Genomic DNA, 15,275 nt, shown 5'->3' with positions numbered 1-15,275 from the left:
CTGCCTTCCGGGAAAGTTGATGTTTCTCAACGCCGCCTGCGGCGATGCTGGTTAGCATGGGGCCAACGTTGCGCCACTGCGCATCCTGGCAGCGCCTACCGGATGAAAGGAACACCATGCAGCCCACGACCACGCCTGGCGCCGCAACGACCCAATACCTGACGCAGTACTTGAGCTTCCGGCTGGGCGGCCTGGAATACGGCCTCGATTACCGTTGCGTGCGGGAATTGCGCCCCCTGAAGGAACTCGACCGTTTTTCCTCGGAAGGGGAAGTGCTGCACAGCGTGGCCGTTTCGCGCGGCGTAATCATCCCCATCGTCGACATGCGCGCCGCGTTTGGCAGCGCCCACGGCGCGCCCGACCCGGCCACCGACGTGATCATTTTGCAGCTGAGCAATGGCGTGATGGGCATGGTGGTCGATGGCGTCACCGATATCGTCAGCCTGGCCGCCAGCGACATCGCCGCCGTGCCCGGCCTGGGCGAGGCGGAAGCCGATTACCTGCTGGGCCTGGGCACGGTGGCGGGGCGCCGATTGATCCTCGTCGACATCGACCGCCTGATGGCGATCCGCAGCCCCAGTCCCATGCAGGCAGCCTAAAAAAAAGACGACCCGGGAGTCGTCTTGGTGTTTTGTGTTAGCCCAGTTTCTCTAACTGATCCTGCAAGTCCAGCCATTCCGCTTCCAGCTGCGCCAGGTCCTTGGTGAAGAAGGTCTGGTCGGCCAGCAATTGCTTGAGCTTGGCCTTGTTGGCCGCGTCGTAGATGGTCGGCTCGCCCAGCTTGGCGTCGGTTTCCGCCTTTTGCGCATTGCGCTTGGCGATCTGCTCTTCCTGGCGCTTGATCTTGTTTTCGATCGGTTTGCGCAGGGCGGCGGCCTTCTGGCGGTCTTCCGCTTCCTTGCGCTTGTCGCGCACGGGCGCGGCAGGGGCCGGGGCGGCGGCTACCGGCGAAGGTACGGAAGACGTCACGGGGAAATCGGTCTTGTTGGCCTTGCCGGCGGCCGGCAGCACGTCCGTGCCCTTGCCCAGCTTGGTCTTGAACAGCCAATCCTTGTAGTCGTCCAGGTCGCCGTCGAACGGTTGCAGCTTGCCGTCGGCAACGATGATGAATTCGTCCGTGGTGGCGCGCAGCAAGTGGCGATCATGGGACACGACGACCAGGGTGCCTTCGAACTGGGCCAGCGCTTCCGTCAGCGCTTCGCGCGTTTCCAGGTCCAAGTGGTTGGTCGGTTCATCGAGCAGCAGCAGGTTAGGACGCTGCCAGACGATCAGGGCCAGCGCCAGACGGGCTTTTTCACCGCCCGAGAATGGTGCGATGGACGCGGTGACCATGTTGCCGGGGAAGTTGAAGCCGCCCAGGAAGTTGCGCAGTTCCTGCTCGCGCACGGTCGGGGCGATCTTCGCCAGATGCCACAGCGGCGATTCGTCGTGGCGCAGCATTTCCACCTGGTGCTGGGCGAAGTAGCCGATGTTGAGGCCCTTGCCCATGGTGGCGTCGCCCGTCAGCGGCATCAGTTCGCCGGCGATGGTCTTGATCAGGGTCGACTTGCCGGCGCCGTTCTGGCCCAGCAGGCCGATGCGCTGGCCGATCTGCAGCGAAAACTTGATGCCGTTGACGATGGTTTTATGCGTGATTTCGCCCGTCGCTTCGTTCTCGATCTTGTAGCCCGCATCGACGTCTTCCATCACCAGCAGCGGATTTGGTGCCGACAGCGGTTCGCGGAATTCGAACGAGAATTCGGCGGCGGCGCGCAATGGCGCCAGCTCTTCCATCTTCGCCAGCGCCTTCATGCGGCTTTGCGCCTGGCGGGCCTTCGAGGCTTGCGCCTTGAAGCGGTTCACGAACGATTCCAGATGGGCACGCTTGCGCTGCTGCTTTTCCAGCGCGCCGGCGGCCAGGATCATCTGCGCCGCGCGTTGGCGCTCGAAGCTCGAGTAGTTGCCCGAGTAGCGTTTCAGCTTGCGTTCGTCGATATGCACGACCACGTTGACGACTTCATCGAGGAAGTCGCGGTCATGGGAAATGATCAGCAGGGTGCCGGCGTAGCGCTTGAGCCAGTCTTCCAGCCAGATGATGGCGTCCAGATCCAAATGGTTGGTCGGTTCATCGAGCAGCAGCAGGTCGGATGGGCACATCAGCGCTTGCGCCAGGTTCAAACGCATGCGCCAGCCGCCGGAGAAACTGGCCACCGGTTGCTGCATCTGGTCCAGGGTGAAGCCCAGGCCCAGCAGCAATTGCTCGCCGCGCGATTGCACGGTATACGCGTCGGCATCGGCCATGGCGCTGTAGATTTCGCCGATGGCGATACCGTTTTCCGACGTGGCAGGCTCTGATTCCAGGCGCGCCAGTTCCGCTTCCAGTTTGCGCAGGGTGACGTCGCCGTCGATTGCATAGTCGAGCGCGGCACGGTCCAGCGGCGGCGTTTCCTGCGCCACGTAAGCCACGCGCCATTTGGCCGGGAAATCGATCTCGCCCTGGTCAGGGTGCAATTCGCCACGCATCATGGCGAACAGGCTCGATTTGCCCGCGCCATTGGCGCCGATCAGGCCGATCTTGTCGCCCGGATTGAGGGTGACATCGACTTGTTCGAGCAACGGTTTGATGCCGCGCATCAGGCTTACTTGTAGGAAACGTATCATTTTTTTCTTTGTAAAGGCTGGGCTTTGACCCCCGCCGTAAAAACATCGTGTAGGTCGGATTAGTCCGAAGGACGTAATCCGACGGGTGCCGCACAGGCATGTCGGATTACGCTACGCTAATCCGACCTACCAATTCCATTAAACCAGCTTCAACTGCTCGGCCGTCAGCAGGAAGACCATGTCGTCGCCAGCGCTCGTCGTCAGCCAGGTCAGGCCCAGCTCGCCGAAGGCCGCTTCCGCGTATGCGCGTTCGTTGCCGATTTCAATCATCAGGATGCCGTCGTCCGTCAGGCGCTCGGCCGCGCCGGCGATGATCTTGCGCACCAGGTCCATGCCGTCGCTGCCGCCGTCGAGGGCGATTTGCGGTTCAGCCAGGTATTCCTGGGGCAGGGCGCCCATCGAGGCGGAATTCACGTATGGCGGATTGCTGATGATCAAATCATATTTCTTGGTCGGCACGTTGGCGTACAGGTCCGATTCGATCAGGGTGACGCGGTCCTGCAGCTTGTACGTGTCGACGTTGCGCTTGGCCACGGCCAGCGCGTCGGCGGAAATGTCCACGGCGTCGACTGCGGCGTTCGGGAAGGCATCGGCCATCATGATAGCCAGGCAGCCCGAGCCGGTGCACAGTTCCAGGATGTTTTCCACGGCTTCCGGTTCCGCCACCCATGGCGAGAAGTATTCAGGGATCAGTTCGGCGATGAAGGAGCGGGGCACGATCACGCGCTCGTCAACGTAGAAGTTATACGTGCCCAGCCAGCCTTCCTTGGTGATGTAGGCGGCCGGCACGCGGTCGATGCTGCGGCGGTCGATGACGCTCATCACGCTGGCCACTTCCGACGGCAGCAGCTTGGCGTCGAGGAAGGGTTCGAGCTTGTCGAGCGGCAACTTCAAGGTGTGCAGGATCAGATAGGCCGCTTCGTCGAACGCTTCGGCGCTGCCGTGGCCGAAAAACAGCTTGGCGGTATTGAAACGGGTAACGGCGTAGCGCAGCAGGTCGCGTGGCGTGGAAAACGGGTTCGGGGTCATGGCATTCTCGAAAAGACGGTGTTCTGGCCCGCCGTGACGGGCCTCGGTATTCTGGTTCAGACGGGCAGCAAATGCTCCAGCGTGCGCCGGTAAATATTCTTCAGAGGATCGATGTGGCGCAGTTCGATGTGCTCGTCGATCTTGTGAATACTGGCATTGGGCGGCCCGAATTCTATCACTTGGGGGCAGATTTGCGCGATAAACCGGCCATCCGAGGTGCCGCCCGTGGTCGACAGCTCCGTCGTGATGCCCGTTTCCGCGTGGATCGCGGACGACAGCGCATCGGAGAGGGTGCCGCGCGGCGTGAGGAAGGGCAGGCCGCTCAGGGTCCACTGCAAATCGTATTGCAAATCATGCTTGTCGAGGATGGCGTGGACCCGTTCCTGCAGGTTTTCCGCCGTGCTGGCCGTGGAAAAGCGGAAATTGAAATCGATCACCATGTCGCCGGGAATCACGTTATTGGCGCCCGTGCCCGCGTTGATGTTGGACATTTGCCACGAGGTCGGCAAATAGTACTCGTTGCCGGCATCCCATTTTTCCTCGACCAGGTCGGCCAGCGCCTGCGCCGCTTCGTGAATCGGGTTTTTTGCCAGGTGCGGGTAGGCGATATGGCCTTGCACGCCCTTGATCGTCAGCCGGCCCGACAGCGAACCGCGGCGGCCGTTCTTGATCATGTCGCCCAGCTGCGCGCTCGAGGTCGGCTCGCCCACCAGGCAATAGTCGATCTGCTCGCCGCGCGCCTTCAGCTGCTCGCAGACGATGACGGTGCCATCCGTGGCCGGGCCTTCCTCGTCGCTCGTGATCAGAAAGGCGATCGAGCCCGTGTGCCCGGGCGTGGCGGCGATGAATTCCTCGCAAGCAACCACCATGGCGGCGATCGAGGTCTTCATGTCGGCCGCGCCACGGCCGTACAGCTTGCCGTCGCGGTGCGTGGGAATGAAGGGCAGCGAGCGCCATTGCTCGACGGGACCGGTCGGCACCACGTCCGTATGCCCGGCAAAGACGAAGACGGGCGATGTCGTGCCACGGCGCGCCCACAGATTGGTGACGTCGTTCGACTGTATCGTCTCGCAGACAAAGCCCAGCGGCGTGAGGAGGTCGATCAGGTGCTGCTGGCAGCCCTTGTCGTCGGGCGTGACCGAAGACAGGGCGATCAGTTTTTCGGTCAGGGCGAGGGTTTTGGAGGTGGTCATGGGTAAGGTCGTGCCGGCAACATCGTTCCGGTGGTCAACTAAGTATGGTTACAGCGAGAAAAGGGTCTTGTACTGCGCATCGGAAAACGCCACGCTGAACTGGCCATCCTTGTCCAGCACGGGGCGCTTGATGATGGACGGGTTTTCCAGCATCAGGTCCAGGGCACTGGCCGTATCGACGGTGGACGCCTTGCGCTCGTCGGACAGGGCGCGCCAGGTCGTGCCTTTCTTGTTGACCAGCACATCCCACGGCAATTGCTGCAGCCACGCCTCGACGGTGGCGCGTTCCAGGCCCTGCTTCTTGAAGTCGTGGAAGGTGAAATCGAGTTGTTGCGCGGCCAGCCAGGTGCGGGCCTTTTTGACGGTATCGCAGTTGGGGATACCGTAGAGTGTAATGGTCGTCATGGGTAGGGCTAAGGGGAATGAATGCGGTTCGCTTGACCGTGGCGCTTGCGCCAGGGAAAAATGCGATGGTAGCCGCCATTATACAGTCGATGCGCAGTCGATGCGGCAGTGCAACACGCCCCAGTGATTTGCCCTACACGGGCCGTGGCGCCGCCTTGCCCGATTCGGCCGGACCGAAATGCAGGCCAAGTCGCAAGGCCAGGGCGCGCAGGGCGCCGCTTTCCTGCAGGTGCAGGGCCAGCGCGATGTGGCCGTCGGGGCGCACGAGATAGGCCGCGTCGCGGCCCAGGCCGGCCAGTTTGGCGGCCACGTTATAGGTATAGCAATGCACGGGCAGTTTCAGCACGCGCGCTTCGTCGAGCAGTTCGGGCGCTGCTTCGCCATAGATGTGCAATTGCCAATCCATGCTGCGCAAGGCCGTGAAATTGTCTTGCGTGCCGTCCGAGAACCACGGCAGGCGGTCGCCGCCGCGCAGGTATTCCGCATGGCCGGCGGAAAGGGCGCTGTCTTCATAGCTGATCTGGATTTGCGACACGGTCCGGAACAGCAGTCGGCGCGCGCGCGCGAAGCCGGAGAGGAAGGGCAGCGCGTGCGGCACCAGCCAGCGGCGCAGGAATTGCCCGGCGATGCCTTGCGCGACGATGGCCTGAAAGGCGCGGTCGGTGGTGGCGACGAGCTTGCGGGCAAACACGATGCGTTCGCTTTCATAGGTGTCGAGCAGGGCGTCGTTGCTTTGTCCCCGCAGCTTTTGCGCCAGTTTCCAGGCCAGGTTGACGGCGTCGCCCAGTCCCGTGTTCATGCCCTGGCCGCCCACGGGGCTGTGCAGGTGGGCCGCGTCGCCGAGGATGAAGCAGCGCCGCTCGCGAAATTGCGCCGCCACCCGATGGTGGACTTTATAGGTGGAAAACCAGTTCACGTGTTCGACCTCGATACCCAGCAAGGCTTGCACCTGCTCCCGCACGTCGTCGAAGACGGGCGCCGGCGCGCCATCGGGGCGGTCGGGCAGGATGCCGATCAGGCGCTGCATGCCGCTGGTGCGCACGGGCAGCATCAGCGCAAACGAGTTCGCGCCCAAATGGGCGTGCAAGTCCGTATTCTTGCCGGCCACTTGCGCGTCGGCCACGTAATACAGGTGGTCGTAGGTGCCGCCGGAGAACGCAAAGCCGGCGATCTCGCGCACCTTGCTGCGGGCGCCGTCGCAGCCGCAAATATAGTTAAACGTGCAATATTGGCGTTCGCCATTGTTCAGCAGGATGGCTTGCACTTCGCTATCGTCCTGCGTCCACAGGTCCAGCGCCACGTTCCACTCCACGTGCACGCCGGCCGCCGCCAGTTTGCTGATCAGGAAGCGTTCATGCTCGTCCTGGGGCAGGCTCAGCACGAAAGGATAGGGGCTCAGCCCTTCGCCGATCTCGCCCAGCGCCAGTTTCACCAGCTCTTCGCCGCCTTCGTGGATGTGCATGGCATTGATCTTGATACCGAGGCTGACCAGCTCGTCGGCAAAGCCCAGCTGCTGGTAAAACTCCAGCGTGCGCGCATGCACGGCCATGGCCCGCGACGCCTGGCCCGGTCCGCTATTCCTGTCGATGATGCGGCAATCGACGCCATGGCGCGCCAGGCGCAAGGCAAGCATGAGGCCGGTAGGACCGGCGCCGACGATCAATACGGGAGGAGTATTCATGCCATCCAGTATAGGACAGGATGCGGCATGGCTGCGCGACGATTGAAGTTGCTGGCCGGAAATTAAAATGTCCCGCCAAATGGCAGGACAGGATTTTTTACGTGCGTCACGACGCCTCTGCAAACCGTAGCGAGCACGCTCAATATCGGGTCGAGTAGCGGAACTGTACAGTTAGTACAGTGAGCAACGGAAACCCGATAGTGGGCAGCGCAGTAGGTTTACAGAGGTGTCATCAGATACCGCGCAAGAGTTCGTTGATGCCGGTTTTCGCGCGCGTCTTTGCATCCACGCGCTTGACGATCACGGCGCAGTACAGCGAGTACTTGCCGTCTTCCGATGGCAGGTTGCCCGAGACCACGACGGAGCCGGCTGGCACTCGGCCGTACGTCACTTCGCCCGTGGCGCGGTCGTAGATCTTGGTCGACTGGCCGATGTAGACGCCCATCGAGATGACGGAGTTTTCTTCGACGATCACGCCTTCGACGATTTCCGAGCGGGCACCGATGAAGCAGTTGTCTTCGATGATGGTCGGGTTTGCTTGCATCGGTTCCAGCACGCCGCCGATGCCGACGCCGCCGGACAGGTGGACGTTCTTGCCGATCTGCGCGCAGGAACCGACGGTGGCCCAGGTGTCGACCATGGCGCCTTCATCGACGTAGGCGCCGATGTTGACGTAGGAAGGCATCAGCACGACGTTCTTTGCGATGAAGCTGCCGCGGCGGGCGACGGCTGGCGGCACGACGCGGAAACCGCCCTTGGCGAAGTCTTCCTTCGTGTAGTTGGCGAACTTGGTCGGGACCTTGTCGTAGAACTGCATCGTGCCGTCCGATGGCAGGACGACGTTGTCTTCCAGGCGGAACGACAGCAGCACGGCTTTCTTGACCCACTGGTTGACAACCCAGTCGCCCGAGGTTTTTTCCGCCACGCGGATGCTGCCGTTGTCCAGGCCATTGATGACGTGGGAGACGGCGTCGCGCAATTCGGCCGTGCCGTTGCCCGGATTGATCTCGGCGCGGTTTTCCCAGGCCTGGTCGATGATGTTTTGCAGTTGTTGGCTCATGATGATGTCTTGTTTATGTAGGGGTTGATGCGGATGCGGAAAGCTGCTGGCAGAATTTTACTATGCGCAACGCTGCTTCCAGCCCTTCGGCCGTTTCGGCCACGAGGGCCATGCGGATGCGGTTGCGGCCCGGATTGATGCCGTGCGCGTCACGCGCCAGGTAGCTGCCAGGCAATACCGTGACATTATATTCGGCGTACAGGCGTTGCGCGAATTGCGTGTCGGACAGTCCCGTGCGGCTGACGTCGGCCCACAGGTAGAAGCCGGCGTCCGGCAATTGCACGTCCATCACCGATTGCAGCAGCGGCGTGATGGCGTCGAACTTGGCGCGGTACTTGGCGCGATTTTCCTCGACATGGGTTTCGTCGTTCCAGGCCGCGACGGAGGCCGCCTGCACGGCAGGGCTCATGGCGCCGCCGTGGTAGGTTCGGTAGAGCAGGAATTTTTTCAGGACTTCCGCGTCGCCGGCGACAAAGCCCGAGCGCATGCCCGGCACGTTCGAACGCTTCGACAGGCTGGAAAACACCACCAGGCGCGCATACGGGCGCTCGATGGTGGACAGGCCCAGCATGTGCGCCGCCTGCAGCGCGCCCAGCGGGGGCGTGTCGCCGTGATAGATCTCGGAATAGCACTCGTCGGCGGCGATGACGAAGTCGTAGCGCTCGGACAGGGCGAACAAATGTTCCCAGTCCGTCAGGGTCAAGACGGCACCGGTCGGGTTGCCGGGCGAACACAGGAACAGCAGTTTGACCTTTTCCCACACGCTGGCCGGTACGCTGTCATAGTCGCAGCCGAAATTGCGCGCAGGGTCGGAATTGACGAAATACGGCTCGGCGCCAGCCAGGTAGGCCGCGCCTTCATAGATCTGGTAAAACGGGTTCGGGCTGATCACCAGCGAGCCGGCCGACGGGTCGATCACCGTTTGCGCCAGCGCAAACAGCGCTTCGCGCGAACCGTTCACGGGCAGGATTTGCGTGGCAGGATTGAGCTTGGGGATGCCGTAGCGGCGTTCCAGCCAACCGGCGATGGCCGTGCGCAAGGCTTCCGAGCCGATGGTGGTCGGATAGCTGGCCAGGCCATGGATATTGTCGATCAATGCCTGTTCGATGAACGCCGGCGTCGGGTGCTTGGGTTCGCCCATGCCCAGGCTGATGGGCGCATACTCGGGGTTGACTGTCACGCCGGCAAACAGCTGGCGCAGCTTTTCAAATGGATATGGTTGCAGTTTAGCAAGAAGTGGATTCACGGAACGGACCAGGGCAAGAGTGGAAAGACGATGTTGCTAAGCGACTAACTGGCGCGGCAGACTTGATGCCGGTCAAATAATAAGCTGCGTCTTTCATTATAGCCGTCCTCGCGGGCCCGCTGTGCAAGCCGCATCGGGCCGCGCCGGCCTGATCGTTGCCCGGCTTGCCACGGCATGCCGTAGCGGGGAGTGCCGCGCCATGGCGCGGCAAGGTAAAATACGCTATGTCTACCTTACTTCCCACCCTGCTTGCTATTGAAACTTCGTCCGAACTCGCCTCCTGCGCCTTGCTGCGCGGCGATGTCGTCCTGTCCCGCGCGTCGTCGGGCGTGCGCACCCATTCCCAGTCCATCTTGCCGATGGTGCAGGAATTGCTGGCCGAAGCGGGCGTGACCCTGGCCGACGTCGATGCCATCGCCTATGGCTCCGGTCCCGGCTCGTTTACGGGCGTGCGCACGGCCTGCGGCATCGCGCAAGGCCTGGCCTATGGCGCCAGCCTGCCCGTCGTGCCCGTCGTGCCCGTTGTCACGCTCGACGCCATGGCGCTGGCATGCCACCAGCAGCATGGGGCGCAACGCATCGTGACCGTGCTTGACGCCCGCATGGGCGAAGTGTACTGGGCGCAATTTGATTACCAGGATGGCTTGCAGCTCGTTTCGCCACCGGCACTGAGCGCGCCGGCTGGTGTGGCGCCGCAAGGCGATGTTGCCGGCTGTGGCAACGGCTTTAGTGCCTATGCCGAAGCACTGGCCGCGCTGCCATGCGCTGCGACTGCTGATGCGGCCATCATGCCGCATGCCGTGCAAGTGGCGCAACTGGCGCGCATCGCCTTTGCCGCCGGACATTTCGTGACGGCGGCCGAGGCACAGCCTTTGTACTTGCGCAACAAGATCGCCTACACGAGCGCGGAACGGCACGAGATGCAACAGGCCAAGGCCGCCGCGGAGGCGGCACAATGATGGAGGCGGGCAAGGACGCAGTGACGCAGGATGGCAGCGCGGCAGGCTGGGACTTGCTGCGCCTCGACTATCAGCCTATGGTCGAAGCGGACCTGCTTGAGGTGCTGGCGCTGGAGCAGCGCGTGTATCCGCATCCCTGGACGCATGGCAATTTCGTCGATTCCCTCAAGAGCGGCTACCCTGCCTGGGTGCTGCGTGACGTGTATGGCACCTTGCTCGGCTACTTTTTGCTGATGCTGGTTGTCGATGAAGCGCACTTGCTCAACGTGGCCGTCGAGGGCGCCATCCAGGGCCAGGGGCTGGGCCGCTTCCTGTTGAATCAGTCCTGCGCCTGCGCCCGCCAGCTGGGCATGGAATCGATGCTGCTGGAAGTGCGCCCGTCGAACGTGCGCGCGCTCGATATTTACCAGCGCTATGGATTTGAACAGATCGGCCGGCGCAAGGGATACTATCCGGCCAGCAACTCGCAACGTGAGGACGCCATCGTGATGCGTTATACCTTATGAGCCGCAGCGCTGTTTTCCTCGATGAAATGGGCGTCGGTCCCCTGTGGCGCCTGCGCCAGGGCGCCGCAGCCGAAGCCGTTGATGTCGTCGAAGCTCCCGTGGAGATGGAAGTCGCCGTGGCGGCCCCCATGGCCGAAGCCGCTCAAGCCGTGACTGAGGTGGTTGCCAAGGTGGCCGCTGCGGTCGTCGCCGAAGTGGTCGCCGAGGTGAAGGCTGACGTACCCGCTGCCGTTGCCGCTACACCGGTTCCCGCCGCCGAGCCGGACGACACGGCCTGGTTCGACGATGCGCCGCCACCACCGCCTGCCAAACAGCTGAGCGATACCGATATCGCCGCCCTCGACTGGGAGGGCTTGACGGCGGCCGTCGCCAAGTGCGCGCGCTGCGACTTGTGCAAGACGCGCAAGGGCGTCGTCATGGGCCGTGGCGACCGCCAGGGCGCTTGGCTGATGCTGGCCAGCAGCCCCTCGCGCACGGAAGAACGCGAAGGGCGCGCCTTGCCGGGCGAGCAGGGCAAGTTGCTCGACAATATGCTGAAAGCCATCGAAGTCGATGCGGGGCGCGACGTGTACATCACGCATTTGCTGAAATGCCGTCCGCTCGACGAGGCGGGCCAGGAGCGCTTGCCGACTGAATCCGAGTCCGCCGCCTGCCGTCCGTACTTTGACCGCGAACTGGCCCTGCTGCAGCCGCGCACCATCGTGACACTGGGGTCGATGGCCGCCGCCGGCATCAATCCGGGCGAAAAACCCGTGCGTGGCAAGGTGCGCCAACTGGGCAATGCCTCGGTCGTGGCTACCTTCCATCCGGAAATGTTGTTGCAGGATGAGACGGGCAAGGCCAAGGCGCGCGCCTGGGCCGACCTGTGCCTGGCGAAAAGCACGCACGGTGATTGATGCGGCCGTCGTCACCTTCCAGGCCCGCTTCGAGCAGCGCTGGGGGCATCTGACGCACCCCCGCGTGCGTGCGCTGGCCTGGCTGCTGGACTCGCCCGACTTGCTGGACCCGGCCAGCCCCCACTGGCGCGGGCGCATCGCCAGCCTTGCGCTCGTCACGCCAACTGTGGCGGCCTGGCTGGGGGCGTTGCAGGATGATCCGTCGCCGCTCGATGCGGCGCTGGGGCCGAAATTCTATTCCCGCCTGGGCCTGTATGCTGAAAAGCTGCTGGCCTTTTATTTTGAGCAGCATGGACTATTGCAAGCGCATGGCTTGCAAGTGCAGGTCAACCGTAACGACACGGTGGGCGAGTTCGATTTTTTGCTGCGCGATGGGGCGCAGGGTAACGACTTGCTGCATTGGGAATTCGCCACCAAGTTCTACCTGCTGGAAGGCGCGCCCGATCCCGGTATTTTCAACCACTTGATCGGCCCCAACCTGGCCGACACTTTGGGCTTGAAGATGCGCAAGATTCTCGACAAGCAATTGGCCTTGTCCCGTCATCCGGCCGCGCAAAGCCTGCTGGCGCAACCTGTGCGCGCGGCGCAGGCACTGGTCAAGGGCTGGCTGTTCTATCCATCGGACGCCACGCCCGCCATGGACGGCATTTCCCGGGAGCATGGACACGGCTTCTGGTGCACGCCGGCGCAATTGCCGGCGCGGCGCTATGTCGTGCTGCCGCGATTGCAATGGCTGGCGCCATTCAAGGGGCGCGACGTGGAAGTGCTGGACGTGGATGCCTTGCGCGCACAGTTGTTTGATCTGGCGCAACCCGTGATGGTGGCTACGGTGGATACTATCGAAGGCTGGGAAGTGGAGTGCACGCGCGGTTTTGTCGTGCCGCATGACTGGACGGAGCAGGCTGCCGTGCGGCGGCTGACAGGCACGTTACCTGCGTAACCATGTACCGTGAGCCTAATGCCGAAGTCATGTAGGTCGGATTAGCGCGTAGCGCGTAATCCGACGCCACATTGCTTAATGTTTCTGCTCGCCAATCAAGGACAGATTGTCATGCTCTGCCTGGTTCAGCTTGTGCTTGCGCATGATCATGTACATGGTGCCGGCGACAAACAGGCCGAACAGGGTGATGATGATGTTCAGCGGCAGGTGCAGGCGGATCATGATCGAGTACACGGCCAGCATGGTCAGAATCGACAGGTTTTCATTGAAGTTCTGCACGGCGATGGAATGGCCGGCGCTCATCAGCACGTGGCCGCGGTGTTGTAGCAGGGCATTCATAGGCACGACGAAGAAGCCGGACAGGGCGCCGATCAGTATCAGCAGCGGGTAGGCGATCCACACGGAGTGCACTTGCGTCATCATCATGACGATCACGCCCATGGCTATGCCCAGAGGAATGACGGTCAGCGATTTGCGCAGTGGAATGAAACGTGCCGACAGCACGGCGCCGGCGGCCACGCCGATGGCGACCACGCCCACCAGGCTGGTCGCCTTGTCGAATGGCATGTTCAGCGATTGCTTGGCCCATTCCAGCACGATCAGTTGCAAGGTGGCGCCAGCGCCCCAGAACAGGGTCGTCACGGCCAGGGTGATCTGGCCCAGCTTGTCTTTCCACAGGATGGAATAGCAATTGGCAAAATCGGTAATCAGTTTGATAGGATTGCGTTCCTGGTGCGGATACACGCAGCCCGTGTCGGGAATCTTCAGGTTGGCCAGGGTTGCCAGCACATAGATGCCGACCACCACGCACAGGGCCGCTTCCGTCTTGTTGGTGATGCCCGTGTCGATCAGGGGGAAGTCGAAGGAGAGCAGCATGTCGGACACGTGGCCGCTGACGAGCGCGCCGCCCATGACGGTGCCGAGGATGATGGAGGTGACGGTCAAGCCTTCGATCCAGCCATTCGCCGCCACCAGCTTTTCCGGCGGCAGCAGTTCCGTCAGGATGCCGTACTTGGCGGGCGAGTACACGGCCGCGCCAAAACCGACGACGGCGTAGGCCAGCAGCGGGTGTACGTGGAAGAAGACAAGAGCGCAGCCGAAGATCTTGACCATGTTGGCAATGAACATGACCTTGCCTTTCGGCAGAGCATCCGCGAAGGCGCCGACAAAAGCGGCCAACAGCACGTAAAACAGGACGAATGACAGTTTGAGCAGCGGCGTGATCCACGCCGGTGATTTCATGGACACCAATAAATCGACGGCGACAAAAAAGAGGGCGTTATCTGCCAGCGAGGAAAAGAACTGCGCCGCCATGATGGTATAAAAACCACGATTCATTCTGGAATGCCTGAAATCATATCTGGCTTGCTTTATACCACGAAAAAACGGCAAACCCCAAGTTTGGAAGGGGCTGCTTTGCATAGTCTTGTCTAAGCGAAGCTTAATTTTTCTGCCGTAGAAAAATACACATACATGTGAGCATTTTGTACATGGTGTCCTGCGCGCCTATCCTGCTACCGCTAGCGGCTCCCCCTTGCGGCTCATCCGGTAAAATACGGCTTTCCCACCCGCCGTGAACGACGCATATGCCCAGGCCCCTTATCGCCACCATCCATCTCGATGCCATGCAACACAATCTGGCGCGCGCCCGTGCCGGCGCCCGCGGCGCCAAGGTGTGGGCCGTCGTCAAGGCGAACGCCTATGGCCACGGCCTGGAACGGGCCATGCGGGGCTTTTCTGACGCTGACGGCCTCGCGCTGGTCGAGGTCGATTATGCCGTGCGCTTGCGCGAACTGGGGTGGACCAAGCCCATCTTGCTGCTGGAAGGGTTTTTTGATGCCAGCGATTTGCCGGTCATGGCGCAATATGGATTGAACGGTAGCGTGCATTGCGAAGAACAGATCGCCATGCTGGCAGCGGTGCACTTGCCGCACAGTATTGATGTGCACTTGAAAATGAATACGGGCATGAATCGCCTGGGTTTCACACCGCAGGCCGTGGCGGGTGCGTATGCGCGCCTGCGCGCCATCCCGCATATCGGTACGATCACCTTGATGACGCACTTCGCCAATGCGGACGAGGCGGCGCCCACGCGCTTGCCTTTGGCCCAGCAGATGCTGCGTTTTGAAGCGGGCGCGGCCAGCATAGGCACCCCGCTGCCGCGCAGCCTGTGCAATTCGGCCGGCGTGCTGCTGCACCACCTGGACAGCGACTGGGTGCGTCCCGGCATCATGCTGTATGGCGGCACGCCCAGTGGCGCTCCCGGCGGCACGTCGGCGCAGGCATTCGGCTTGCTGCCCACCATGACCTTGCGCAGTCGCATTATCGGCATCCAGGATATCGCCGCCGGCGAAGTGGTGGGCTATGGCAGCCGCTACGAAGCGACCGGCAATATCAAGGTGGGCGTGGTGGCCTGCGGCTATGCGGATGGCTACCCGCGCCACGCGCCCGAAGGCACGCCCGTGCTGGTCGACGGCGTGCGCACGGGCCTCATCGGCAGGGTGTCGATGGACATGCTGATGGTCGATCTGACGCACGTGCCGGGCGCAAAAGTTGGCAGTGCCGTGACCTTGTGGGGCCAGGGCATGCCGATCGACGAAGTGGCCCTGGCTGCCGGCACCATCGGCTACGAGCTGATGTGCGCACTGGCGCCGCGCGTGCCCGTGGTCGAAGCGACACAGTGACGGCGACCCGCTGTTTGTATATACTGTATATATAGA

At 62.4% G+C, this 15,275-nt stretch carries 14 protein-coding genes; 6 read left to right on the top strand and 8 right to left on the bottom strand.

From position 1 onward, the window contains the following. Positions 1-116 precede the first annotated feature (116 nt). The gene (locus BLT98_RS06635; protein ID WP_034779394.1) at positions 117-599 is read left to right on the top strand and encodes a chemotaxis protein CheW; all 483 of its coding nucleotides are present in this window, start codon (positions 117-119) and stop codon (positions 597-599) included. A gap of 37 nt (positions 600-636) precedes the next feature. Here the strand turns inward: BLT98_RS06635 and BLT98_RS06630 are convergent, their stop codons facing one another. The 7 genes from BLT98_RS06630 to dapC all read right to left on the bottom strand — a co-directional run bounded on the left by BLT98_RS06630 (position 637) and on the right by dapC (position 9,254). Further along, positions 637-2,640 carry an ATP-binding cassette domain-containing protein gene (locus BLT98_RS06630; protein ID WP_092606050.1) on the bottom strand — a complete coding sequence of 668 codons (2,004 nt, stop codon included), beginning with the start codon at positions 2,638-2,640 and terminating at the stop codon, positions 637-639. A gap of 138 nt (positions 2,641-2,778) precedes the next feature. Then, positions 2,779-3,669 carry a 50S ribosomal protein L3 N(5)-glutamine methyltransferase gene (prmB, locus tag BLT98_RS06625; RefSeq protein WP_092606048.1) on the bottom strand — a complete coding sequence of 297 codons (891 nt, stop codon included), beginning with the start codon at positions 3,667-3,669 and terminating at the stop codon, positions 2,779-2,781. Between the two features lie 56 nt (positions 3,670-3,725). After that, on the bottom strand, positions 3,726-4,862 hold the full coding sequence (gene dapE, locus BLT98_RS06620) for a succinyl-diaminopimelate desuccinylase (protein WP_092606046.1): 1,137 nt from the start codon (positions 4,860-4,862) through the stop codon (positions 3,726-3,728). 48 nt (positions 4,863-4,910) lie between these two features. Continuing rightward, positions 4,911-5,267 carry an ArsC family reductase gene (locus tag BLT98_RS06615; protein ID WP_092606044.1) on the bottom strand — a complete coding sequence of 119 codons (357 nt, stop codon included), beginning with the start codon at positions 5,265-5,267 and terminating at the stop codon, positions 4,911-4,913. Between the two features lie 133 nt (positions 5,268-5,400). Then, a complete protein-coding gene (locus BLT98_RS06610; RefSeq protein WP_092606042.1) occupies positions 5,401-6,948 on the bottom strand; it encodes an FAD-dependent oxidoreductase in 1,548 nt (515 codons plus the stop codon). A 232-nt stretch (positions 6,949-7,180) separates the two neighbouring features. Continuing rightward, positions 7,181-8,008: a 2,3,4,5-tetrahydropyridine-2,6-dicarboxylate N-succinyltransferase gene (gene dapD, locus BLT98_RS06605; RefSeq protein ID WP_070282206.1), complete on the bottom strand. Its 828-nt coding sequence runs from the start codon at positions 8,006-8,008 to the stop codon at positions 7,181-7,183. Positions 8,009-8,021: 13 nt separating this feature from the next. Continuing rightward, the gene (dapC, locus tag BLT98_RS06600) at positions 8,022-9,254 is read right to left on the bottom strand and encodes a succinyldiaminopimelate transaminase (RefSeq protein ID WP_092606040.1); all 1,233 of its coding nucleotides are present in this window, start codon (positions 9,252-9,254) and stop codon (positions 8,022-8,024) included. 224 nt (positions 9,255-9,478) lie between these two features. On the opposite strand from dapC, the gene tsaB reads away from it, so the two are divergent. From tsaB to BLT98_RS06580, 4 genes are read left to right on the top strand one after another with little or no spacing between them, the layout of a single operon-like run. After that, positions 9,479-10,213 carry a tRNA (adenosine(37)-N6)-threonylcarbamoyltransferase complex dimerization subunit type 1 TsaB gene (gene tsaB, locus BLT98_RS06595; RefSeq protein WP_170846307.1) on the top strand — a complete coding sequence of 245 codons (735 nt, stop codon included), beginning with the start codon at positions 9,479-9,481 and terminating at the stop codon, positions 10,211-10,213. Beyond that, positions 10,210-10,719, top strand: a complete 510-nt coding sequence (gene rimI / locus BLT98_RS06590) for a ribosomal protein S18-alanine N-acetyltransferase (RefSeq protein WP_092606038.1) — start codon at positions 10,210-10,212, stop codon at positions 10,717-10,719. The genes tsaB and rimI overlap by 4 nt, the downstream gene beginning before the upstream one ends. Then, positions 10,716-11,615 (top strand): uracil-DNA glycosylase, encoded by a 900-nt coding sequence (locus tag BLT98_RS06585; RefSeq protein ID WP_092606036.1) that lies wholly within the window; start codon positions 10,716-10,718, stop codon positions 11,613-11,615. Before rimI ends, BLT98_RS06585 begins: the two co-directional genes overlap by 4 nt. After that, positions 11,611-12,555: a DUF1853 family protein gene (locus BLT98_RS06580; protein ID WP_244517441.1), complete on the top strand. Its 945-nt coding sequence runs from the start codon at positions 11,611-11,613 to the stop codon at positions 12,553-12,555. The genes BLT98_RS06585 and BLT98_RS06580 overlap by 5 nt, the downstream gene beginning before the upstream one ends. A gap of 75 nt (positions 12,556-12,630) precedes the next feature. On the opposite strand, the gene lplT is transcribed toward BLT98_RS06580, so the two are convergent. Next, positions 12,631-13,893, bottom strand: coding sequence for a lysophospholipid transporter LplT (lplT, locus tag BLT98_RS06575; protein WP_034779369.1), 1,263 nt, complete (start codon positions 13,891-13,893; stop codon positions 12,631-12,633). Positions 13,894-14,141: 248 nt separating this feature from the next. Here lplT and alr point away from each other — a divergent pair, with 248 nt between their 5' ends. Next, on the top strand, positions 14,142-15,239 hold the full coding sequence (alr, locus tag BLT98_RS06570) for an alanine racemase (protein ID WP_092606032.1): 1,098 nt from the start codon (positions 14,142-14,144) through the stop codon (positions 15,237-15,239). Positions 15,240-15,275: the final 36 nt, after the last annotated feature.

It is taken from the genome of Janthinobacterium sp. YR213, from assembly GCF_900099875.1.
GTDB classification, from domain to species: Bacteria; Pseudomonadota; Gammaproteobacteria; order Burkholderiales; family Burkholderiaceae_D; genus Janthinobacterium; species Janthinobacterium lividum.
The sequence above is the reverse complement of the archived record's forward strand: the minus strand, read 5'-3'. Positions and strand labels throughout refer to the sequence as shown.

What these genes read in the sequence shown, in the direction of transcription:
- BLT98_RS06635 (WP_034779394.1), top strand. Translation starts at nt 117, where the DNA reads ATGCAGCCCACGACCACGCCTGGCGCCGCAACGACCCAATACCTGACG.
- BLT98_RS06630 (WP_092606050.1), bottom strand. Translation starts at nt 2,640, where the DNA reads ATGATACGTTTCCTACAAGTAAGCCTGATGCGCGGCATCAAACCGTTG.
- prmB (WP_092606048.1), bottom strand. Translation starts at nt 3,669, where the DNA reads ATGACCCCGAACCCGTTTTCCACGCCACGCGACCTGCTGCGCTACGCC.
- dapE (WP_092606046.1), bottom strand. Translation starts at nt 4,862, where the DNA reads ATGACCACCTCCAAAACCCTCGCCCTGACCGAAAAACTGATCGCCCTG.
- BLT98_RS06615 (WP_092606044.1), bottom strand. Translation starts at nt 5,267, where the DNA reads ATGACGACCATTACACTCTACGGTATCCCCAACTGCGATACCGTCAAA.
- BLT98_RS06610 (WP_092606042.1), bottom strand. Translation starts at nt 6,948, where the DNA reads ATGAATACTCCTCCCGTATTGATCGTCGGCGCCGGTCCTACCGGCCTC.
- dapD (WP_070282206.1), bottom strand. Translation starts at nt 8,008, where the DNA reads ATGAGCCAACAACTGCAAAACATCATCGACCAGGCCTGGGAAAACCGC.
- tsaB (WP_170846307.1), top strand. Translation starts at nt 9,479, where the DNA reads ATGTCTACCTTACTTCCCACCCTGCTTGCTATTGAAACTTCGTCCGAA.
- rimI (WP_092606038.1), top strand. Translation starts at nt 10,210, where the DNA reads ATGATGGAGGCGGGCAAGGACGCAGTGACGCAGGATGGCAGCGCGGCA.
- BLT98_RS06585 (WP_092606036.1), top strand. Translation starts at nt 10,716, where the DNA reads ATGAGCCGCAGCGCTGTTTTCCTCGATGAAATGGGCGTCGGTCCCCTG.
- lplT (WP_034779369.1), bottom strand. Translation starts at nt 13,893, where the DNA reads ATGAATCGTGGTTTTTATACCATCATGGCGGCGCAGTTCTTTTCCTCG.
- alr (WP_092606032.1), top strand. Translation starts at nt 14,142, where the DNA reads ATGCCCAGGCCCCTTATCGCCACCATCCATCTCGATGCCATGCAACAC.